At 70.6% G+C, this 21,221-nt stretch carries 17 protein-coding genes; 9 read left to right on the top strand and 8 right to left on the bottom strand.

Annotation, left to right across the window (positions count from 1 at the left end; genetic code table 11):
• The first annotated feature begins 3 nt into the window (after positions 1-3).
• A complete protein-coding gene (locus tag AC4BGB_RS12120; RefSeq protein ID WP_490547116.1) occupies positions 4-1,083 on the top strand; it encodes an alanine racemase in 1,080 nt (359 codons plus the stop codon).
• Here AC4BGB_RS12120 and AC4BGB_RS12115 read toward each other — a convergent pair.
• Both AC4BGB_RS12115 and AC4BGB_RS12110 read right to left on the bottom strand, forming a co-directional pair.
• Positions 1,076-2,617: a glycosyltransferase family 87 protein gene (locus AC4BGB_RS12115; RefSeq protein WP_490547115.1), complete on the bottom strand. Its 1,542-nt coding sequence runs from the start codon at positions 2,615-2,617 to the stop codon at positions 1,076-1,078. The two genes, AC4BGB_RS12120 and AC4BGB_RS12115, sit on opposite strands and share 8 nt — an antisense overlap.
• Positions 2,614-4,908: a transglycosylase domain-containing protein gene (locus tag AC4BGB_RS12110; protein WP_490547114.1), complete on the bottom strand. Its 2,295-nt coding sequence runs from the start codon at positions 4,906-4,908 to the stop codon at positions 2,614-2,616. Before AC4BGB_RS12110 ends, AC4BGB_RS12115 begins: the two co-directional genes overlap by 4 nt.
• 195 nt (positions 4,909-5,103) lie before the next feature.
• Between AC4BGB_RS12110 and AC4BGB_RS12105 the strand changes: the two genes are divergently transcribed.
• The 4 genes from AC4BGB_RS12105 (at position 5,104) to AC4BGB_RS12090 (ending at position 8,604) form a co-directional block, all read left to right on the top strand.
• On the top strand, positions 5,104-5,769 hold the full coding sequence (locus tag AC4BGB_RS12105) for a PadR family transcriptional regulator (protein ID WP_490547113.1): 666 nt from the start codon (positions 5,104-5,106) through the stop codon (positions 5,767-5,769).
• 17 nt (positions 5,770-5,786) lie between these two features.
• Positions 5,787-6,866, top strand: coding sequence for an inositol-3-phosphate synthase (locus AC4BGB_RS12100; RefSeq protein WP_490547111.1), 1,080 nt, complete (start codon positions 5,787-5,789; stop codon positions 6,864-6,866).
• Positions 6,867-7,086: 220 nt separating this feature from the next.
• The gene (locus AC4BGB_RS12095) at positions 7,087-7,986 is read left to right on the top strand and encodes a YciC family protein (RefSeq protein WP_490547110.1); all 900 of its coding nucleotides are present in this window, start codon (positions 7,087-7,089) and stop codon (positions 7,984-7,986) included.
• Positions 7,987-7,992: 6 nt separating this feature from the next.
• A complete protein-coding gene (locus AC4BGB_RS12090; protein ID WP_490547109.1) occupies positions 7,993-8,604 on the top strand; it encodes a histidine phosphatase family protein in 612 nt (203 codons plus the stop codon).
• Positions 8,605-8,635: 31 nt separating this feature from the next.
• Here AC4BGB_RS12090 and AC4BGB_RS12085 read toward each other — a convergent pair whose 3' ends face one another.
• Positions 8,636-9,208, bottom strand: coding sequence for a hypothetical protein (locus AC4BGB_RS12085; protein WP_490547108.1), 573 nt, complete (start codon positions 9,206-9,208; stop codon positions 8,636-8,638).
• A gap of 499 nt (positions 9,209-9,707) precedes the next feature.
• Between AC4BGB_RS12085 and AC4BGB_RS12080 the strand changes: the two genes are divergently transcribed.
• Positions 9,708-11,054 (top strand): HNH endonuclease signature motif containing protein, encoded by a 1,347-nt coding sequence (locus AC4BGB_RS12080; protein ID WP_490547107.1) that lies wholly within the window; start codon positions 9,708-9,710, stop codon positions 11,052-11,054.
• A 170-nt stretch (positions 11,055-11,224) separates the two neighbouring features.
• Here the strand turns inward: AC4BGB_RS12080 and AC4BGB_RS12075 are convergent, their stop codons facing one another.
• The 4 genes from AC4BGB_RS12075 to AC4BGB_RS12060 form a co-directional block, all read right to left on the bottom strand.
• Positions 11,225-11,866 carry a CPCC family cysteine-rich protein gene (locus tag AC4BGB_RS12075; RefSeq protein ID WP_490547105.1) on the bottom strand — a complete coding sequence of 214 codons (642 nt, stop codon included), beginning with the start codon at positions 11,864-11,866 and terminating at the stop codon, positions 11,225-11,227.
• Between the two features lie 86 nt (positions 11,867-11,952).
• The gene (locus AC4BGB_RS12070) at positions 11,953-12,423 is read right to left on the bottom strand and encodes an SRPBCC family protein (protein ID WP_490547104.1); all 471 of its coding nucleotides are present in this window, start codon (positions 12,421-12,423) and stop codon (positions 11,953-11,955) included.
• Between the two features lie 29 nt (positions 12,424-12,452).
• Positions 12,453-13,439 (bottom strand): 1-aminocyclopropane-1-carboxylate deaminase/D-cysteine desulfhydrase, encoded by a 987-nt coding sequence (locus AC4BGB_RS12065; protein WP_490547103.1) that lies wholly within the window; start codon positions 13,437-13,439, stop codon positions 12,453-12,455.
• Between the two features lie 115 nt (positions 13,440-13,554).
• Positions 13,555-14,799: an acyl-CoA dehydrogenase family protein gene (locus AC4BGB_RS12060; RefSeq protein WP_490547102.1), complete on the bottom strand. Its 1,245-nt coding sequence runs from the start codon at positions 14,797-14,799 to the stop codon at positions 13,555-13,557.
• 92 nt (positions 14,800-14,891) lie between these two features.
• On the opposite strand from AC4BGB_RS12060, the gene AC4BGB_RS12055 reads away from it, so the two are divergent.
• A complete protein-coding gene (locus tag AC4BGB_RS12055; RefSeq protein ID WP_490547101.1) occupies positions 14,892-15,512 on the top strand; it encodes a peroxidase-related enzyme in 621 nt (206 codons plus the stop codon).
• Between the two features lie 124 nt (positions 15,513-15,636).
• Here the strand turns inward: AC4BGB_RS12055 and AC4BGB_RS12050 are convergent, their stop codons facing one another.
• Positions 15,637-17,088 (bottom strand): CCA tRNA nucleotidyltransferase, encoded by a 1,452-nt coding sequence (locus tag AC4BGB_RS12050; RefSeq protein WP_490547099.1) that lies wholly within the window; start codon positions 17,086-17,088, stop codon positions 15,637-15,639.
• 120 nt (positions 17,089-17,208) lie between these two features.
• Here AC4BGB_RS12050 and AC4BGB_RS12045 point away from each other — a divergent pair, with 120 nt between their 5' ends.
• Positions 17,209-19,479: a DUF6049 family protein gene (locus AC4BGB_RS12045; protein WP_490547098.1), complete on the top strand. Its 2,271-nt coding sequence runs from the start codon at positions 17,209-17,211 to the stop codon at positions 19,477-19,479.
• A complete protein-coding gene (murJ, locus tag AC4BGB_RS12040; RefSeq protein WP_490547097.1) occupies positions 19,476-21,185 on the top strand; it encodes a murein biosynthesis integral membrane protein MurJ in 1,710 nt (569 codons plus the stop codon). Before AC4BGB_RS12045 ends, murJ begins: the two co-directional genes overlap by 4 nt.
• Positions 21,186-21,221 lie beyond the last annotated feature (36 nt).

Raw genomic sequence — 21,221 nt, 5'->3', positions numbered from 1 at the left:
CCGATGACCCTGAACCTGCGCGTCAACGGCGACCGGTGGCGAGCCCATCTCACCGAGGTCCGCGACCGGCACCCGGGGCTGGTCCCCGTGGCCAAGGGCAACGGCTACGGCTTCGGCCTGGGCCGGCTCGCACGCAAGGCCGAGTGGCTCCGCGCGGACACCCTCGCGATCGGCACCTACGAGGAGCTCCCAGAGGTTGAGAAGCGGTTCGACGGCTCGATCCTGGTGCTCACCCCCTGGCGGCCGTTCAGCCCCCCGCCCGAGGACCCGCGCGTGATCCACACCGTCGGCCGCCTCGAGGACCTCGCTGCCCTCGCCGAGCACGGCAGCGAGGGCCGGCGCCCGCGGGTGGTGCTGGAGCGGCTGACCTCGATGCTGCGCCACGGGTTCACGGCCGCTGAGCTGCGCAAGGCCGGCCGGGCCGCGCTGCGCGACGGAGGCGTGCAGGTCGAGGGCGTCGCCCTGCACCTTCCTCTCGCCCCGAGGTCGCAGGGGACCTCCCACATGCGCGAGATCGAGCGGGTGATGGACGACGTGGTCGCGGCGGGCCTGGCCCAGCACGAGCACCCGCGCGCCCGCACCATCTGGGTCTCCCACGTCGCCGAGGTCGAGCTGGCCCTGCTGGCCCGCAAGTACCCCGACTTCGTGTTCCGCCCGCGCATCGGCACCAGCCTGTGGCTCGGTGACCGGGGCGCCCTCTCGGTCCGGGCCACGGTCCTGGACTCGCACCCGGTGCGTCGCGGCGACGCCTACGGCTACCGGGGACGCTCCGCCCCCCGGCAGGGCACCATCCTCGTGGTCTCCGGCGGCACCTCCCACGGCATCGGGCTCGAGGCCCCCACCGGCGAGTCCACGATCAGGTCCAAGGCGGTCTCGATCGCCCGCGGAGGGCTCGACGCCGCCGGGCTGGTGCGCTCGCCGTACACCGTCGACGGCAAGCAGCGCCTGTTCGCCGAGCCGCCCCACATGCAGGCCTCGATGCTGTTCCTGCCCCAGGGCACCCGGGTGCCCGAGGTGGGCGAGGAGGTCGAGTGCCGGGTGCGGTTCACCGTCACCGGGTTCGACCACATCGAGATCAGCTGAGGGTCGACCCCGACCGAACGGCCGGCCCGGCCCCGGGCTCCGCGTCGGACACCGATCCGGCCCGGGACTCGGTCTCGTCCGGAGCGCCTGGCGCGGGATCCGGGTCCGTACGCCGCACCGGGTCGTGCTCGGGACGCAGGATGTCGCGGATCACCACCGCCACCAGGTAGAGCTCGGCCGCGACCCGGACCCAGATGGCCAGGTCGTAGACCGGGACGCTCCCGTTGGCCGCTCCCTCGAGCCAGCCGCCGAGGTACCACCACACGGCCGCGAAGTAGAACAGCTCCCCGGCCTGCCAGATGAGCAGGTCGCGCCAGCGGGGCCGGGCCAGGACCGCCAGCGGCAGCAGCCAGAGCACGTACTGGGGCGAGTAGACCTTGTTGACCAGCAGGAAGGCCGCCACGACGAGCAGCGCCAGCTGCGCCAGGCGCGGGGTCTTCGGCGCGGCGAGTCCGAGGACGGCCACGCCGCCGCACAGCACCACGAACAGGGCCATCGAGAGCACGTTGATCGTGGGAAGCGAGAGCTGCGTCCCCTGGTGGGCGAGCGCGAGCCACACCGAGCCGAGGTCGGCCCCGCGGGACTGGTTGAACTCCCAGAAGAACTTCCACTGCTCCGGGCCGGTGAGGTAGGCGGGCAGGTTGGCCACCACCATGGCCGCGGCCGTGCCCAGCGCCGCCCAGGCGAGCGGGACCAGGCGGCGTTCGCGCCAGCAGATCACCAGGATCGGGCCGAGGAGGAACAGCGGGTAGAGCTTCGCCGCCGTGCCCAGCCCGATCAGCACGCCCGTGAGCAGCGGCTTGTCCCTGGACCACGCCCACATCGCCCCGACGACGAACAGCACCGGCAGCAGGTCCCAGTTGATCAGCACGGTGGCGTACAGGCATGGCGAGAGCACGAACAGCAGCGCGTCCCAGGGTCTGTGCGGATGCACCCGGGCCAGCAGCCAGGTCGAGGCCAGCCCCATCAGGCACAGCAGCAGCGCAGTGAACAAGAAGTAGGTGTTCACCTCGGTGGTCATCCCGGGCAGGGACCACAGCGAGTCGGGGCTCGCCTCGTGCCGCTGGTCGACCGGTGGACCGCTCGGGTCCAGCTGGACCGCCTTGGCCGCCAGGTAGGCCAGGTAGGAGATCCCCACGGGGTACTCCATCACCTGGTAGCGGCCGCCGTTGTCCTCGTAGGGCCACAGTCCCTCGATGAAGCCGCGCCCGGCGTACATGTAGGGCACGTCGGAGTAGCACATCTTGGCGTAGCGGGCCTGGTCGCCGGTCCAGTTGGTCTTCAGGCAGGGCTGGTGCTGCACCAGCGTCAGGGCGAACCCGACGGAGAACAGCGCCAGCAGGACCCGCACCGGTATCCACCAGCGGTGCGGCCGGGCGTGCCGGCCGACCGGCCCGCCCGCCACCTCGCTCAGATCCCTCGCGAACGGGTCCGTGAGCGTGGGCGCGACGACCGCCTCGGGCTCGGCGGCGGAGATGGCTCCGCCGTCAGGCCCGGGCGGGTCGGCGCCCGGCGTACGGCCCGCAGGGGTCACGGGTTGCAGGTGGGGTCAGTCGGCTGGCAGTCCGGAGGACCGGGGTCCGGCGGCGGGGGTGGCTGCGGCGCCGGCGCGTCCGGCGTGCTCGGCGCCGGAGCCGGGGTCGTCGGAGTCGGGGTCGGGGTCGGCCTGTCGTTCTTCTTCTTCGGCTTCGGCGAGGGCTTCGGCGGCGGCGTGTACGGCGCGTGGCCCTCAGCGGGAGCCTCCCCGTCCACGAAGGCCGGCGGCGGGAAGCTCTCGACGTCCATCCCGTCCATCAGCGACCGCATCACCGCGGTCCACGTCGACGCCGGGTAGTCCCCGCCGTAGAAGCTCGGGAGGTAGCCGTTGAGTGCCTCGTTGCCCTTGCCGCGCGAGTACATCACCGCGGTGGCGATCTGCGGGGTGTAGCCCACGAACCACGAGGAGGAGACGTCCTCGTCCTCGTTGGTCGCCGTGCCGGTCTTGGCCGCGGCCGGGCGCCCGAGTCCCAGGGCGGTGCGTGCGGTGCCGCTCTGGACGGTCTGCTGCAGGGCGTAGCTCACGTCGGAGGCAAGGTCCTCGTCCAGGGCGCGGTCGCTCTTGCGGGGCACCCGGTAGAGCACCTTGCCGTCCGAGCCGCGGGTGACCCGCTTCACCGTGAACCAGTTGTGCCGCTTGCCGCCGTTGGCGATCGTGGCGTAGGCGTTGGCCATGTCGATCGGGCTCACGGTCGCCGAGCCCAGCGAGACGGCCGGGAACGGCTTGAGCCCGGGCGCGTTGCGGGGTACGCCGAGGGCGTTGGCCATCTTGATGACCTTCTCCGGGCCCTCGTCCATCGCGGTGGTCAGGTCGACGTAGGCGGTGTTCACCGAGTTCTGGGTCGCGGTCAGCAGGCTGATCGCGGAGCCGTAGCTGCGCCCCTTGCCCTCACCCTGGTTGCCGACCTCGCCGCCGCCGCCCGGGAGCTGGAAGGGGGCGTTGCCGTCGAAGGTGTCCTTGAGGCTGAACCCGTCCTTGAGCCCGGCCGCGAGCGCGAACGGCTTGAACGACGACCCCGGGGAGCCGCCGAGGCGTGCCCAGTTGAGCTGGCTGTCGAGGTAGTTCTGGCCGGCATAGAAGCCGACCAGCGCGCCGGTCTTCACGTCGACGGAGGCCGTGGCGACGTGCAGCTTCTTCAGGCCCTGGGGGCGCTCGGCGAGCACTCCCTCCTCGGCGGCCTTCATCGCCTTGCGGGTGAAGGTCGTCTCGACCCGCAGCCCGCCCGCGTCGATGGCCTCGTCGTCGAAGCCGATCCGGCGCAGCTCGTCCTTGACCATCGTGAGCATGAAGCCGCGCTGGCCGCCGTACATGTTGCTGGTGCCGGACTTCACGACCTTGGGGAGCTTGCCGTAGTTGTTCTCGGCCTCGGCCGGGTCCAGGTTGCCCATCGAGACCATGCCGCGGAGCACGTAGTCGTAGCGCCGGATCAGCGCGTCACGGCCCGCGGCGTCCCGGTCCGGACGCAGGTAGTTCGGCGAGTTCAAGATGGCGGCCAGCATCGCCGACTCCGGCACGGTCAGCTTGCTGGCCGGCTTGTTGAAGTAGGCGTTCGCGGCGGCCTGGACGCCGTACGCACCGCGGCCGTAGTAGATGGTGTTCAGGTAGCCCTCGAGGATCGCCGACTTCGACTTCTCCTGCTGCACCTTCAGGGACAAGAAGGCCTCCTTCACCTTGCGGCTCAGGGTGCGCTCCTGGGTGAGGTAGAGGATCTTCACGTACTGCTGGGTGATCGTCGAGGCACCCTGGGTGGCGTTGCCCTTGGCGTTGGAGGACGCCGCGCGGATGATCCCCTTGGGGTCGATCCCGCTGTTGGTGTAGAAGGTGCGGTCCTCCGCGGCGATCGCGGCGTTCTGCATCGACATCGGGATGTCGGCCAGGGGGATGGACTCGCGGTTCTGGTCGGCGAAGCGACCGATCTTGGCCTTGCCGCCGCTGTAGTAGACGAACGTCGACTGCGCCTCGAAGGCCTTGTTGGCGTCGGGGATCGTGGTGTTGCGGTAGGCGAAGTAGCCGATCGCGGCCAGGATCAGCGAGCTGACCAGGCCCACGACCAGCAGCCACTTGAACGCCGACCTGACCCGGGAGCCGATCGTCCTGGGCTCCTTGGCCGCGGCCGCCTTGCCCTTGGCTGAGCTGGCCTTCGTGGCGCCGGCCTTCGTGGTGCTGGCCTTGCCCTTCGCGGCGCCGGGCTTGCCGGTGCCGTTCTTCCCGGCGCTGGACTTCTTCTGGGCAGCACCGGATCCCGACGAGGGCTTCCGGGGCCCGGGCACGTTGGATCTGCCGCTCACTGAGAACTCTTTCCTCGCTGCGTCATACGTCTCGCAGAGAGGGTACGGGTTCTGGCGACTGTCGGGGACACCGTCGGGTGACCCGAAACACACCCTTGCGCTGGTTCACCCTCGATATATCGGTGCGATAGGTTCAGGCGATAGCATCGCAGGCTCAGGGGCACACCGCTCCACGCATCGGCAGGAGGGGAGCGCATGGGCAGCAAGGCCGCGACCCTCGAGCTGGCCGTCCTCGGCCTGCTCCACGACTCGCCCCTGCACGGCTACGAGCTGCGCAAGCGGCTCAACCTGCTGATGGGCTGGACCCGGCTGCTCTCCTACGGTTCGCTCTACCCCGCGCTGAAGCGGATGCTGCGTGCCGGCCTGGTCACCGAGGTCGCCACCGCCCCTGCCGGGGTCTCGCGTCGGCAGCGGATCGTCTACCAGATCACACCGGCGGGCAACGAGTACTTCGAGACGAAGATCACCGACGTCGGTCCCTCCGCCTGGGAGGACGAGGACTTCAACATGCGGTTCGCGTTCTTCTCGCGCACCGACTCCGAGGTGCGCCTGCGGATCCTCGAGGGCCGGCGCTCGCGCCTGCAGGAGCGCCTCGACCGGGTCCGCAGCAGCCGTGGACCGGCCGGGCAGGACCGCTACGTGAGCGAGCTGCAGCGGCACGCGATCGAGTCGGTCGAGCGCGAGGTGCGCTGGTTGACCGACCTGATCGCCGCGGAGCGGGGCACGGACCCGCGCCCCGACGCAACCGCCACGGGCCCGCCGATCGCGCCGCCCGCCGGCCCCGCGGCCGGGTCGAAGCGAAGACCGGCCGGCCGCACCCCCAGGACCCGAACAACCCCCCAGCCAGAGCACAAGTCGTGAACACAGAGGAGAACCCCATGGGATCGGTACGAGTAGCCATCGTGGGAGTGGGCAACTGCGCCAGCTCCCTCGTCCAGGGCGTCGAGTACTACAAGAACGCCGACCCGAGTGCTGCGGTGCCCGGCCTGATGCACGTGATGTTCGGTGAGTACCACGTCCGCGACGTGGAGTTCGTCGCCGCGTTCGACGTCGACGCCAAGAAGGTCGGCTTCGACCTCTCCGAGGCGATCAACAGCTCGGAGAACAACACCATCCGCATCGCCGACGTACCGCCGACCGGTGTCACCGTGCAGCGCGGCCACACCCTCGACGGGCTCGGCAAGTACTACCGCGAGACCATCGAGGAGTCCGACACCGAGGCCGTCGACGTGGTGCAGGCGCTCAAGGACGCCGAGGTCGACGTGCTCGTCTCCTACCTCCCGGTGGGCTCCGAGCAGGCCGACAAGTTCTACGCCCAGTGCGCGATCGACGCCAAGGTGGCCTTCGTCAACGCGCTGCCCGTGTTCATCGCCTCCGACCCCATGTGGGCCAAGAAGTTCGAGGACGCCGGCGTCCCGATCATCGGTGACGACATCAAGTCCCAGGTCGGCGCCACCATCACCCACCGTGTGATGGCGAAGCTGTTCGAGGACCGCGGCGTGGTGCTGGACCGCACCTACCAGCTCAACGTCGGCGGCAACATGGACTTCAAGAACATGCTCGAGCGCGACCGTCTGGAGTCCAAGAAGGTCTCCAAGACCCAGGCCGTCACCTCCAACATGAGCCACGACATGGGCGCCCGCAACGTGCACATCGGCCCGTCCGACTACGTGCAGTGGCTCGACGACCGCAAGTGGGCCTACGTGCGCCTCGAGGGTCGCGCCTTCGGTGACGTCCCGCTGAACCTGGAGTACAAGCTCGAGGTGTGGGACTCCCCCAACTCGGCCGGCATCATCATCGACGCGATCCGTGCGGCGAAGATCGCCAAGGACCGCGGCATCGGCGGCGCGCTGCTCTCGGCGTCGTCGTACCTGATGAAGTCCCCGCCCGTGCAGCGCCCCGACGACGAAGGCCGCGCCTCGGTCGAGGCCTTCATCAAGGGCGAAGTAGAGCGCTGAGGAACGAAGCGCTCCACTTACCGCCCGCAGGTCGAGCAAGCCCGCGGCTGAGGTACGAAGCCGCGACAGGCGTGTCGAGACCAGGTGACGTGGTCGCCAGGGGTGGGGACAACCCCCACCCAGAACAGCACCCGAGCCCCGTCAAGGCCACCCATTCGGTGGGTTAGTCGGGTCGACACCTTTGTCGACAAGCTCTCTGCGGTGTTCCTAAGGTCCAGGCATGAGCGAAGGCACGCCACCGCCCCCGGAGAACCCCTATGGCTCCGGGGCGGGGCAGCCCCCGCCCGGCGGCGCGCACCCGGCGCAGCAGCCAGGGCAACCGCCGCCGTACCAGCCGCCCGCCTACCCACCTCCGTCCGGCGGGTACGGCGGTGGCGCGCCTCCGCCGATGCCTCCCACGGGCGCCGGCGGGTACGACGCGGTCGAGGCGATCAAGTACGGCTGGTCCAAGTTCACCCAGAACGCCGCACCGTTCCTGCTCGGAGCGCTGCTGGTCGGGCTGATCAGCATCCTGTTCAGCTACCTGGGCCAGCTCGTGTCTGACTCGGTGTTCGACACCGGATCCACCACCACGATCGACCCGGACACCGGCGTGGCGACAGTGGAGAGCACCGGGCTGTTCACCGGGCTGCTGGCCAATGGCCTGGTCTCCTTCGTCGGCCAGGTCGTCACCACGCTGGCGAGCGCCGGCCTACTGAAGATGGCGTTCGACGCGGTCTCCGGACGACCGGTGTCCCTGGGGACGATGCTCCAGGGCTGGGACAAGCTGCAGGTACTGGTCGCGACGCTCCTGGTCTCGATCGCGACCTTGATCGGCTTCGTGCTCTGCTTCATCCCCGGCATCGTGGTCGCGGTGCTCACTGCGTTCACCACGGCGTTCGTCGTCGACCACAAGCTGGGCGCCATCGACGCGATCAAGGCCAGCTTCAACCTGGTCCGCCACCACCCGGGGCAGACGCTGCTGTGGATGCTGCTCGCGTTCCTGTGCGGGCTCCTCGGGGCGATCGCGTGCGGGGTCGGCCTGCTGGTCGCCGTACCGGTGATCCTGATCAGCCAGGCCTACACGGTCCGCACCCTCACCGGCGGGCAGGTCGCGCCGGCGGCCCCTCAAGGTGTCTGATGGCCCATGTCCGACCTGTTCTGCGCCGCGACGCTGGTGGTCGCCCGACACGCCGACGCCGCGTTCACCGAGGACTTCTTCTCCGACGAGGGCGGTTCCCTGACGCGTGAGGGGCGCGAGCAGGCACGCGCGCTGGCGGAGTCGCTGGCGAGACACCGGGTCGCTGCCGTCTACTCCAGCGACGTGTCGCGCGCCGTGCAGACCGCCGAGATCGCCGCGGCACGCCTCGGCGTCGCGGTCACCACCTGCAAGTCGCTGCGTGAGGTGTCGGTCGGTTCCCTGGAGGGTCAGCCCTTCGACGCCGCGCACCTGGAGAACCTGGGCGACTCATGGTGCGCCGGCTCGCTGCACGCCTGCACCGAGGGCGGGGAGTCCGGCAGCGAGGTGCTCGAGCGTTATCGGGACCAGCTCGAGGAGATCGCCGACCAGCACCGCGGCGAGACCGTGCTGGTGATCGGACACCAGACGGCCCTTCGCGCCGTACTGCCCGTACTGGCCGGCAGCCGCGCGCCGGCCTGGCCCCGTGAGCGCCAGCTGGAGCACACCGAGTCCGTGGACCTCCGGCGCGACGCGGACGGTTGGGTGCTGACCCGCTGGGGAGCGCGTTCCCTCAACTAGGACGGAGGCGACACCGAAGTGGCTCGCTACCTCAGGTCGAGACGATCCCAAGGCGGACGACAGCCCAAGGAACAGAGATCGGCCGCTGATCGCTGGGCAGGCCCAGCATCCACGTCCGAACCTCCGCTGCCTCCTCGTAGGTCGCTAGGAGCCCCTGGTTGGTAAGTCGAGTGCCAAGACGTGCCGCTGCTTCAGATGCGTAACCGTGGCAGTGCCAAGAGTGAAAGGCCAGACAGGTTTCCGCCCCTACGATCTCGAACCCAAGCCATCGCACGTTCTCAGGCTCAGCACTCCTGGTCTGCAGCAGTTCGAAGTGTCCAGGCTCCTCGGGCAACTCGCGTATCAGCTCGGCGGCGTCCTGTGGCGTCATGGTTACCACCATGAGGAGAGCCCCTTCCGGGTCAGCACTCCACGTGTCCCGCGCTCCGTCAAGGTCCTGGAACCAGCCAGAGAACTCCGGCACACGCAACCTGTCGGCAAGGCACCCACTGATTGTCACAAAGGGGTCCGGCACTCCCGGGCCGTACCCTTCCGGCCGACGCGTCGGGGAGACCACTACGTATCCCGCTGTCACCATATGCACGGCGAGCGGCTCAGTAGACATGCGAGAACCGTACGGCCCGGCTAATAGAACCTCGCTCGCGAGAAAGCGTCCGACCGTCCGCTAATAGCCGCAATCCGCCCAGAGTTCGGAACGCGGGATTACTGGCCCACCATGCGGAGCAGCTCTTCGTCGGTGCGACCTTCTGCTCGGCGAACCGACCAACCCGACAGTCCGCACCGACCCGGCGAGCGTCACCGACGCCGGCGTCGAACGGCGCACTGGCGACTTTCGTCCCGTGTCTTGACGAAGAGAGCGCTCCCACCCCAACCAACGTCGTCAGGTAAGACGACTATCTGCGCACCTGGAAGCACATCCTGCATCGGGAGCCGGATTTCCAGCGCCTCAGCTGGTGGTCGGTCATCGCGGTGTCCATCACCCCGAGCATTCAGGTGGCGACCTGATTCTTCACACAGGAAACTGCCAAACTTTTTCTAGAATCCCTTGTCAAACAAGGGGAATCGCGCCGGAAACTGTCAGTGGGCGCTGATTGGATTGATGCATGACCACCCAGCCGGACCCCCCTCCAGGCGCCTCGTGCGCCGGTCGGGTCGCGGCGGAGCTGGCGCAGATCCGCCGACAGGTGCAGCGGCTGCAGGACACGTTGTGGGCGGCTGGGCGCGGCGAGGAGCTGATGGACACCGTCGCCGAGATCGAAGCCCTGAAGTCGACCCTGGATGCCGTTGAGCTCGAGGTGGTCCACGAGCTCGAGGTCACCAACGCGGTCAAGCCGGTGGGATGGGCCTCCACCCAGGACTTCCTCACCTCAGTCGCCGGAGGCCGCAAGGGCACCGGCTCCGCCACCGTGCGCCTGGCCGAAGCGGTGCACACCCCGGTGCTGGCCCCGGTCGGAGAGGCCCTCGCCGACGGCTGGCTCTCGGTCACCAAGGCCCAGGTGATCGAGCGCGCCGTGGAGGACCTGCCCACAAACCCGGACCTACGAGCTCGCGGGTGCCAGGCGATGCTGGCTGAGGCCAAGGCACTCGACGCCACCGACCTGGCGAAGGTCGGCCGGGTCCTGGTCACCCTGGTGGATCCTGACGGCGAGGAGCGTCGGGCCGAGCGGGAGATGGAACGTGAGGACCGCGCCGCCCATCTTGACCGGGACTTCTCGGTGCGGTTCGACACTGCCGGCGGGGCCTGGATCAAGGGCCGCTGCTCGGCCGAGGACGGCGCCAAGCTCCGCGCCACCCTCCTCCCCCTGGCCAAGCCGGTCCCCGCCGCCGGTCCGGTGTGCGACCCGGGCAGCTGCGAGATCCCCGGCTGCGGGCACGACGGCCGCGACCCCCGGGACCACGGCGCCCGGATGCTCGACGCCCTGGTCGAGCTGTGCGACCGCGCCGCGGCGGTGGAGCTGCTGCCGGAGTGCCACGGAGCCAGTCCGCGGGTCTCGGTGACCGTCACTTTGGACGACCTCCGCAACCAGACCGGGTTCGGGACCACCGAGACCGGCGAGGACCTCCACGTCGCCGCCGTACGCCGGATGGCATGTGACGCCCACGTGATCCCGATCGTCCTCGGCACCGCCGGCGAGGTGCTAGATGTTGGCCGGCAGCTGCGCCTGGTCACCGCCGCGATCTGGAGAGCACTCGTTGCCAGGGACAGGCACTGCCGCTTCCCGAACTGCACCCGGCCCCCGGTGATGTGCCACGCCCATCACCTCGTTCACTGGGTGGACGGCGGCGAGACGTCGCTGGCGAATCTCGTCCTGCTGTGCGGGCATCACCACCGGCTGATCCACGCCGGGCCCTGGCAGATCAGGACCCTCGGACCCAATGAGTTCGAGTTCGTGCCACCGCCCGGCGTACGCCGGATGACCCCGGGCGGGCGAGAGCCGCCTGATGGGTGAGGTCTGCGCCCGGGGTTGCCGAAGTGGTCTCGACTGTCCGCTCACTGCGTTCGCTGCTCGACCACCATGGGGTCGCCACTGCGTTCGCTGCTCGACCACCATGGGTTCGAAGGCGATGTCTGCAGGCGCGGCAAGCCGCTCGCTGGTGTCAATGAGCGGAGACGGCGAGCTCAGGACCCGACGAAGCGGAAGCTGCCGGTTCGCAGCTCGTGCCAACTTCGCCTGAGGGTCCCTGGCCGTGCGTGCCGAAGCAACCACCAGGCGCCATGAACAGGGTGACGGCGGTAGAAAACCTCATCCTTCGCCAGCCGGGACTGCAGTTCCAGGTATGCCTCGGGCAGCGTGAAGTCATGCTCGCGGCCAAGCTCTCGCATCCTTGCCTTGACCTCGCGATGCGACATGGCGCTGGCCTGCGACCTCAACGAGCGAACCGCCGCGTTGTACTCCTTGAACGGCCCTTCAGGGTCATCGGCAATCTCCTGAGCGGTCCGACGGCATTCCGCTTCCCACTCATGTAGGTGCTCGTCCTTCGTCTGCTGCACCCGAGCCAACAGGTCCTCGGTCAGCTCGAAGGGTCGCCAGTTCGGATCGCGCGCCTCACGCCGTTTGGGAGGCCGGACCTTGCCCGGGCGAAGACGATACGGGCGAGTGTCCGCCAAGTACTGCCGCTGTGCATCAACCAGCGTCTGTGCGTTCGGGCCGCTCATCTCACATGGCTCTGCGCCGTCGTCCTCCCACCGGCACACCGGACACAGGTCGTAGTCACCTCTGCCTGGCAGCGTCCGGTAGCCGCAGCAAGGGCATGGGTGCATGAGGCCCAGTTTCTCTTGCTGGTGGCGTGGAAGGACGTGCCTCGCAGGGTGACCACGGAGCCGGGTCCGTGCCCGGAGACACCCGGTCAGGCGGCCTCGGCGTCGCGCTTGATCTTCTGCAGGGTCTGGTTCATCCCCTGCTCGAGCTCGGTGGTGAAGCCCTCGACGCCGCCGAGCACCGCCTTGGTGAGCCGCACCGAGGTGTCCGAGATGCCCTGCGGTGCCTCCCGGCGCTGCACCACGCGGGTGCCGCCGTCACCGGTGGGGCTGAGCTCGAAGGACCACACGGTCCAGTTCTCCTTGACCCGGAACGCGACCTTCTGCTGTGGCACGAACTCGGTGACCACCGACTGCGTCGGCCACACCAGCAGTCCACGCCGGTTGATGTTGACCAGCTTGGCGCCCTCGCGCACCTCGCCGCCGCGGACGATCGTCTTGCGGCACTGCGGGCTCCAGCGCGGCATGTTGCGCAGGTCGGAGACCAGTGCCCACACCTTGGCCGGAGGCGCGGCGATCTCGATCGTGGCCTCGATGGGTGCGACGTCGGTCAATGGCATGGGTCCTCCGGGATCGTCGGGCCGGCCACTCAGCGAGGGCCGTGCGTGTTGAGCCAGAGGATAGGTTCCGCGAGCCCACCGGACCCGGCCAGGTCTCGGATGGCGGCCAGCGACTTCCCCGTGTACACCGGTTCCAGCTCCAGCCCGTGGGTGGCGGCCTCGCTCACCGCGGCCGTCGAGGCGGGGGTCGGGTCGCCGTACGTCGTGCCCAGCCAGTCGTCGCGCATGGTGACGTCCTCGGGGTCCAGGCGCGGCAGCTCCTCCCCGGCTCCGCGCTCGGCCAGCAGGCCGGCCGTGCGGTTCGCCAGCCGCGTGACCACGGGCGCGTCGAGGGGGAACGAGTCGTTGACCACCACCCCGAAGACCCGGGTGGGAAGACCGGCCAGGCGCAGGCCGAGGGCGAGGCCGGCCGCCGTACCTCCTGAGCCGACGGCGGTGACCACAGTCCCCGGCACCGGGAGGTGGCCCGCGCGGACCTGGGCGGCGATCTCGAGCGCGGTGTCGACGTAGGCCAGGGCGCCGAAGGCGTTGGAGCCGCCCGGGGGGAGGTACCAGGGCACGCGGCGGTCGCGCAGGACCGCCCCCGCGATGATCGCGGGGGCCGCCAGCTTCAGCCGCCTGGCCGAGGAGTGGCGGTGCAGCTGCGCGCCGGAGGCCTCGAGCCGCGCGAGCTGGTCCCGCACGTGGTCGTCGACCGGCTGGTCGACCAGGCCGAGGATCGTCCGGAGCCCGTGCTCACGCCCGTAGAGCGCCGCCGCCAGCCCCCAGTGCGTGCCGATCCCGCCGACGGTGAACAGCGCCCGGGCCCCGCGACGCTGCGCCTCGGGGATGATCCACTCCAGCTTGCGGACCTTGTTCCCACCCCACGGGCCGTCCCCGAACCCGCTCTCGTCCTTGACCCACACCTCGGCCCCCGCGACCAGGCCGGGCTCGAGCCGGCGTACGGGCGTGGGCCCGGCCCCGAGCGCGACGTGCCCGAGGTCCAACCCCGGAAGGCGGTCGTGGATCAGTGACATGGGGCCCTCTCCTCTGCGCGCCGGCCCGCTTGCAACGCGGGGTTCGTGCTGCTGAGTGTGCCCCCGGGAGGGGCCTCGGCAACACGAACCCCGCGTCACAAGGGGCGGGCTCCGGTCAGATGAGCGGGTGCTTGGGCGGTGCGGTGCCGTCGAGGAGGTGGGCACCGAGGTGCACGTACTTCCACCTAGCGGGGTCGTGCAGGGAGTGCACGCGCACGTTGCGCCAGTGCCGGTCCAGGCCGTGGCGCTCGTCGGCCGCGCTGGTGCCGGCCAGCTCGATCACGTCGCTGGCGATGGTGGGGCCCACCTCCTGGGCGAACGCCTTGGCCTCGGCCACGGCCAGCGAGGCGTCGACGAGCACCTCCTCGGTGGGCGCGGCGCCGGAGTAGGCCCGGTCGACCGCGGCCTGCGCGCGGGCGAACAGTGCCTCCAGGGCCGCGAGCCGGGTGCGCAGCTGACCGAACCGGAGCTGGACGTGCGGCTCCTCGGAGACGCGGGTGACGCCCGACTCGACCCACGGGCGCGACCGGTCCCGGACGAAGGCGGCGCCGTCCTCCAGCGCGGCCCGCGCGATCCCGACGTCGATCGCGGTGTGCAGGAGCTGGTCGTAGGCACCGACGGGGCTCCGGGGCGGGTCCGCCGGCAGTACGCCGAGATCGAGCACCCGCTCCGCAGGCACCCGGACGTCGTCGAGGATGACCGAGCCGCTGATGGTGCTGCGCTGGCCGAAGGCGGTCCAGTCGGTGCCGATGGTCACGCCCGGGTCCTCGGGGGAGGCGAACACGATCGCCGGGTGGCCCTTGTCGCCGTCGAGGTTGGCCGCCACGCCGAAGATCGAGGAGCCCAGGGCGCCGGTGGCGTAGAACTTGCGGCCGGTGAGCACCACCCCGCCGTCGGGGTCGGTCTGGGCGTTGGTCTGCCGGTCGAAGACGTGGGCGGTGCCGCGCTCGGCGGTCGCGTTCCCGATCCAGCCGCCGCCGGTCGCGGCGGCGTACAGGATCTCCTGCAGCTCGGGCCCACCGGCGGCGCCGGCGATGTCGAGCAGCACGAAGTGCGCCAGCACCAGCTGGGCCACCGAGGAGTCCCCGCGGGCGACCAGCCGCAGCACCTCGGCCGCTGTGGAGCGGGGCAGGCCGGAGCCGCCGGAGGCCTCGGGGACGGTGACCCCGAGCAGGCCGGTGGAGGCGAAGTCCCGCAGCTCGGCGAGCGGGTGCCGTCGCTCGAGGTCGCGGTCGACCGACTCCCGGGACAGGCGCAGCGCCAGGTCCCCGGCCGCCTGCACCACCTGCTCAGGGGTCAGGCGCGGTGTCGACGTCGACTCGGCGGGCGTGCTCAGGGGTCGTTGCAGCTGGGTGGTCATGGGGCTCCCTCGTTGATTGTCATGTAAATAACTTAAGTCCAGTGACATGCTATATATAACCACGTCACTCCACCTACCCCAGAGGAATCCCCATGGCCACCACCTTTCCCGAGTCCGACCTCCAGGCCCCGGCAGTCGCCCCGCACCTCGACAAGTCCCTGGTCACCCGCCTCGGCGGGGTGGACCGCGAGGACGTCTCGCCCCGCCTGCGGCACCAGTTCGACGCCGCGGAGCGCACCTACGGCTACGTCCCGAACTGGCTGCGTGGGTACGCCGTCAACGAGGCCACCCTCGAGCGGCTGCTCGCGATCTACGGCCCGCTGTGGGACAACAGCGACAACCACCACCTGACCATCCAGGAACGCGAGCTGATCTCGGTCGTGGTCGCACACGAGAACGAGTGCGGCTACTGCGTGGCCAACCACCGCTACGGGCTGGCCCAGGCCACCGGGGAACGGGAGCGCGCCTACCGGATCGCCGACGACCACCACCTCGTCGACTTCTCCGAGCGCGACCAGGCGCTGGTCGACCTCTCGGTCAAGGTCACCAACGAGGCGCACCTGGTGGGCGAGGCCGACTACGAGCGGCTGCGCGCGGTGGGGCTGACCAACGCCGGCATCGTCGAGGCGATCGAGGTCGCGGCGTTCTTCAGCTACGCCAACAAGCTCACCCAGGCCATCGGCCTGCAGCCCGACTCCACGCTGTACGTCTGAGCGTCCGGGCGGCGCCGTACCTGTGCCTCGGGGCAGGCACGGCGCCGCTTTCGGGGGCGACTGCGCAAGGCTTGTGGACGCTCAGAGCCCGGCAGGGCCCTTGATGAGCGTCCATAACCCCGATTTACATGCGGGAGGCGTGCCACTCCAGCAGCGCCTGCCGGGCCTCTTCCTCGCTCATCGGGCCCCGGTCCAGCCGCAGCTCGAGGAGGTGCTTGTAGGCCTCGCCCACCTCGCGGCCGGGCCCGATGCCGAGGATCTCCATGATCTGGTTGCCGTCGAGGTCGGGGCGGATCGAGGCCAGCTCCTCGGCCTCGGAGAGGTGCGCGATCCGGGCCTCGAGCTCGTCGTAGGTACGCCGGAGCAGGTCGGCCTTGCGCTTGTTGCGGGTGGTGCAGTCGGCCCGGGTCAGGACGTGCAGCCGCTCGAGCTGGTCGCCGGCGTCGCGCACGTAGCGGCGTACGGCGGAGTCGGTCCACTCACCCGAGCCGTAGCCGTGGAAGCGCAGGTGCTGCTCCACGAGCTGGGTGACGGCGTCGATCTGGTCGTTGGAGAACTTCAGCGCCTGCATCCGCTTGCGGGTCAGCTTGGCCCCGACCACGTCGTGGTGGTGGAAGGTGACCACGTTGTTGTCGGCGAAGCGGCGCGTCTTCGGCTTGCCGACGTCGTGCATCAGCGCGGCGAACCGGGAGATGAAGTCGGGCCCGCCGCCGGAGAGGTCCGCGAGCCGGTCCTCGAGGTCGATGGACTGCTCGAGCACGGTCAGGGTGTGCTCGTAGACGTCTTTGTGCCGGTGGTGCTCGTCGCGCTCGAGCGCCAGGGCCGGCAGCTCGGGCAGGACGTGGGCCGCGAGACCGGTGTCGACCAGCAGTCGCAGGCCACGCACCGGGTCGGGGGAGAGGATGATCTTCACCAGCTCGTCGCGCACCCGCTCCGCGGAGACGATGGAGATCCGCTCGGCCATCCCGGTCATCGCGGCCACCACCTCGGGGGCGACGGTGAAGCCGAGCTGGGCGGAGAACCGCGCGGCGCGCATCATCCGCAACGGGTCGTCGGAGAAGGAGTCCTCCGGGCGGCCCGGGGTGCGCAGCACCCGGTTGGCCAGGTCCACCACCCCACCGAACGGGTCCTCGAGCTGCTTCTCGGGCAGCGTCAGCGCCATCGAGTTGACCGTGAAGTCACGCCGGGCGAGGTCGCCGACCAGCGAGTCGCCGTACTCGACGGTCGGCTTGCGGCTGTCCGCGTCGTACGCCTCCGAGCGGTACGTCGTGATCTCGACCTGCCACTCGCCGCGGCGGCTGCCGATCGTGCCGAACGCGCGGCCGATGTCCCAGACCGCGTCCGCCCAGCCCTTGAGCAGCCGCTCGGTGACCTCCGGCCTCGCCGAGGTGGTGAAGTCGAGGTCGTTCTGCAGCCGGCCGAGCATCGCGTCGCGCACCGGCCCGCCGACCAGGGCGATCTGCTCGCCCGCGGCGGAGAAGCGCGCTCCGAGAGCGTCGGTCACGGGTGCGATCCGGGCCAGCTCCGCCACCACGCGTGCCTGCACGTCGGTGATCAGCAAAGGCTCCTCGGACACGGGAGACCACTCTAGTGCCGTACGGCGACGGGCCCGGCCGGTGGTGCTCGGGAGTGAGCCGGGCCACGCACCCCGCACGGCGTCCGGAGGAGCACAGCGTGCGCAGATAACATCGCGGGCGTGAGCCGCCGCTGGACGACCCGTGCGCTTGGCGCCGTCGCAGCGGTGGGCCTCCTTGTGACCACCTTCGCGATGCCCGCCCCCGCCATGGCACGTACGCCGGGCTCGAGCGCCCTCGAGCCCTCGGCACGCACACCTGGTTCACGCGCACCGGCTCAGACGGAAGCCGAGACCACCCCCCTCGCCGTGACGCTGACCGCGATGACGCCGGCCTCGATCCCGCGCAAGGGCGCGATCACCCTGACCGGCATCGTCACCAACGTCTCGGTCGAGGACTGGCTCGACGTCAACGTGGCACCGATCATCTCCACCACCCCGATCACGACCCGCGACGCCCTCTCCGAGGCGGCCTCCGCCGAGCCCGACCTCGCGGTGGGCGAGCGGCTGACCGACGCCGGCACCTACGCCTCGGTGGGTGACCTCGCCCCGCGACAGCAGGCGGCCTTCACCATCTCGGTGCCGGTCACCTCGCTGGGAGCGATCTCCGGGGCGGCCGGCGTGTACTGGATCGGCGTACACGCCCTGGGCACCAACGCGGACGGCCGTGACCTGGTCGCGGACGGCAGGGCCCGCACCTTCATCCCGCTCGTCCCGCCGGCGGTGGCCCGCACCCGCAGCGTCCCGGTCTCGGTGCTGCTCCCGCTGCGCGAGCGCGCGCGCCGCGCGGTCGACGGCAGCCTCAACGGCCCGCAGCGGTGGAAGGCACTGACCGCGCCGAATGGCCGGCTCAGCCGCCTCGCCGAGTTCGGCGCCTCGGCCGGGGCCGACTCGCTGACCTGGCTCCTCGACCCGGCCGTGCTCGACGCCCTCGAGGACTACGCCCGCGGCAACCCACCCCTCTCCCTGGACGCGCAGAGCCAGGCAGGCCCCGACGGCGCGGGCCCGGACGGGGACGGGGACGGGAACGGCGACGGCAAGGACGAGGAGAAGAACGGCGACAAGAACGGGGACAAGAACGGGGAGGCCGGCGACGGCGCCTCCCCGAGCGCTGCGCCCGAGCCGCGTGAAGGCACCCCCAGCGAGGAGGAACGGGCACGGGCCCGAACCGTGCTGGAGACCCTGGTCGCCTCCGCCGGCGCCCAGGACCTGCTCGCCCTGGGCTACTCCGACCCCGACGTGACCTCGCTGGCCCGGAACCGGCCCAACCTGATCACCCGAGCCGACGAGATCGCTGCCCACCGCCTCGAGGTCCGCGGCCTGAGCGGCCCGTCGGCGGTCGCCCCGCCCAACGGGTACTTCGACCCCGAGCTGCTCACGGAGGTCTCGCAGGAGTCGGTCCTGGTCCTCAGCGACCGGGCCCGGCTGGCGAACCCGCCCGTGTCCCGGCTGCCGTCGGGACAGGAGCTCGTGCTCACCGACGCCCGCGCCAGCGCAGGCGGGCCGCAGCCGACGCTGCCCCTGGACGCGCTGGCACTGCGGCAGCGGATCCTCAGCGAGGCGGCGCTGGAGGCGACGAAGGGCTCCGAGGCGCCCCGGCCCATCGTGGTCTCGCTGCCCCCGCAGTGGAACCCCGGCCCGCACTGGCGGCAGGCGGACTTCTTCGGCGGACTGCAGAACCGGTGGGTCAGGACGGTCCCGCTGAACAGCGCCCCCACGGCCGCCTTCGAGGGGGAGCTCGCCTACGGCCCGGAGCAGCTCGCCGAGGAGATCCCCAGCACCAACGTCGCGGCCACCCGCGTCCTGGCCCGGACCGGGACGGTGCTCGGCCACCTGCTCACCGCCGAGGACACCGACGCGAGCGACCGGCTCGCCGGGGCGGCCCTGCAGGGCTCGTCGTACAGCGCCCTGGCGTCCCCGGGACTGGCTGCCGGGCTCGTGCTCGGCCTCGACACCGACGTACGCCGGCAGATGGACCAGGTGCGCGTCACCGGGACGGACTTCGTCACGCTCTCGGGAGGATCGGGCTCGCTGACGGTGACCCTGGTCAACGGCCTCGACCAGCCGATCACCGTCGGGATCCAAGCGCGCACCGACAACACCCAGGTCAAGGTGGAGACACCTGACCCGGTCAACCTGCAGGCGGGGCAGCGGAGCACGCTGCGGCTGCAGGTCACCAGCGGGATCGGGGTGCACGAGGTGACCCTCTCGCCGGTCACCGCCCAGGGCGAGGCGGCGGGGACCCCGCTGACGTTCAGCCTGCGCACCAGCCAGGTCGGTCGACTGATCTGGTACATCATGGCCGGCGGCGGCACGCTGCTCGCGGTGATGATCGCCCGCCGGATCGTGCTCCGCATCCGCAACCACCGTTGGCGAGAGGAGGAGCCCACGTGAGCGAACAGGCGCCGGGCGGGCCCGGCACCGACACCGGTGAGAACGCGTCGCGCTCCCTGCTCTCCTCCAGCGCGGTGATGGCCGCCGGCACGATCTTCTCCCGGCTCAGCGGCTTCGTGCGCAGCATCCTGCTGGCCGCGGCACTCGGGGCCGGCCTGCACGCCGACGTGTTCAACATCGCCAACACGGTGCCGAACATGCTCTACATCCTGCTGGCGGGCGGCGTCGTCAACGCCGTACTGGTCCCCCAGCTGGTCCGGTCGCAGAAGCACGACCCCGACGGCGGCGAGGCGTTCACCAACAGGATCGTCACCCTGGCGGCGCTCTTCCTCGGCCTCGTCACGATCCTGCTGGTGGTCGGCGCACCGTGGCTGATGCGCCTGTTCCTCGCCCCCGAGTTCTTCGAGCCGGCCCTCTCGGCCCAGCTGGAGTCGGTGATCGACTTCGCCCGCTACTGCCTGCCGCAGGTGTTCTTCTACGGGATGTTCGTCCTGGTCGGGCAGATCCTGAACGCCCGGGGCAGCTTCGGGCCGATGATGTGGGCGCCGATCGCGAACAACGTGATCGCGGTCGTCGTGCTGGTCAGCTACCTGCTCACCTTCGGTCCCGCCCGCGGTGAGGAGAAGCAGGGCGGCTTCGGCCCCGGCGCCGAGGCACTGCTCGGGATCGGCTCGACGATCGGGATCGTGGTGCAGTTCCTGGTCCTGATCCCCTACCTGCGGGCGGCGGGCTTCTCCTACCGGCCGCGCTTCGACTTCCGCGGCTCCGGGCTCGGGCACACCCTGCGGCTGGGGGTGTGGACGGTGCTGTTCGTGGTGGTCAACCAGATCGCCTACACGGTCGTCGTACGCCTCGCCAGCCAGGGCACCGTCGATCCCGTGGCCGGCTCGGCACCGGGAGCCGCGGAGGGCACCGGCTACACCGTCTACTCCAACTCGTTCCTGCTCACCCAGGTCCCGCACTCGATCATCACGGTCTCGCTGGCCACGGCGATGCTCCCGCTGCTCTCGTCGTACGCCGCCGACGGCCGGCTCTCCGCGATCGGCGCGGCCGTGTCCTCCACCCTGCGCTCGGCGTACGCCCTCGTGGTCCCGATCGCGGTGCTGCTCTCGCTGATGTCGCTCGACGTCGCCGACGTGATCTGGGGCTACGGCAGCGCAGCGGCCGACTTCGCCAACTTCGCCCCGTCGCTGGCGCTGTTCGGGATCGGCCTGGTGCTGTTCACCGCCCACTACCTGATGCTGCGCGGCTTCTACGCCCTCGAGCAGACCCGCCTGGTGTTCTTCATCCAGTGCGGCATCGCCGCCACCAACATCGTCGCCGCGGTGCTCCTGACCCGGGGAGCCCCGGCCGCCGAGACCGCACCGCGACTGGTGATCGCCTACGCCTGCGCCTACGCCGTGGGGGCGGTCACGTCGTACGTGATCCTCTCGCGCCGCGTCGGCGGGCTGGCCGGGCGCCGGCTGGTCCGGTTCCTGGTGCGCCTGGCCATCGCCGTGGGGCTCAGCGCTGCGGCGGGCTGGGGCCTGCGCGAGGCGATGACCGAGCTCACCCCGGGCACCGGCAAGGGGTACGCCGTGCTCGACCTCGCCGTGGTCGGCCTGGGCTTCGTGCTGGTCTACCTCGGCCTCGCCCGGCTGCTGCGGATCTCCGAGGTCACCGACGTGATCGGGTTGATCACCCGGCGTCTGCCCGGCAGGAAGTAACGCCGAACCGGTCAGGTGCTGCGCACGCCCGCCATA

The sequence above is a fragment of the Nocardioides sp. Z30_9 genome, from assembly GCF_058215735.1.
Note: the sequence above shows the minus strand (reverse complement) of the source record. Positions and strands in the feature narration are given on the sequence as shown.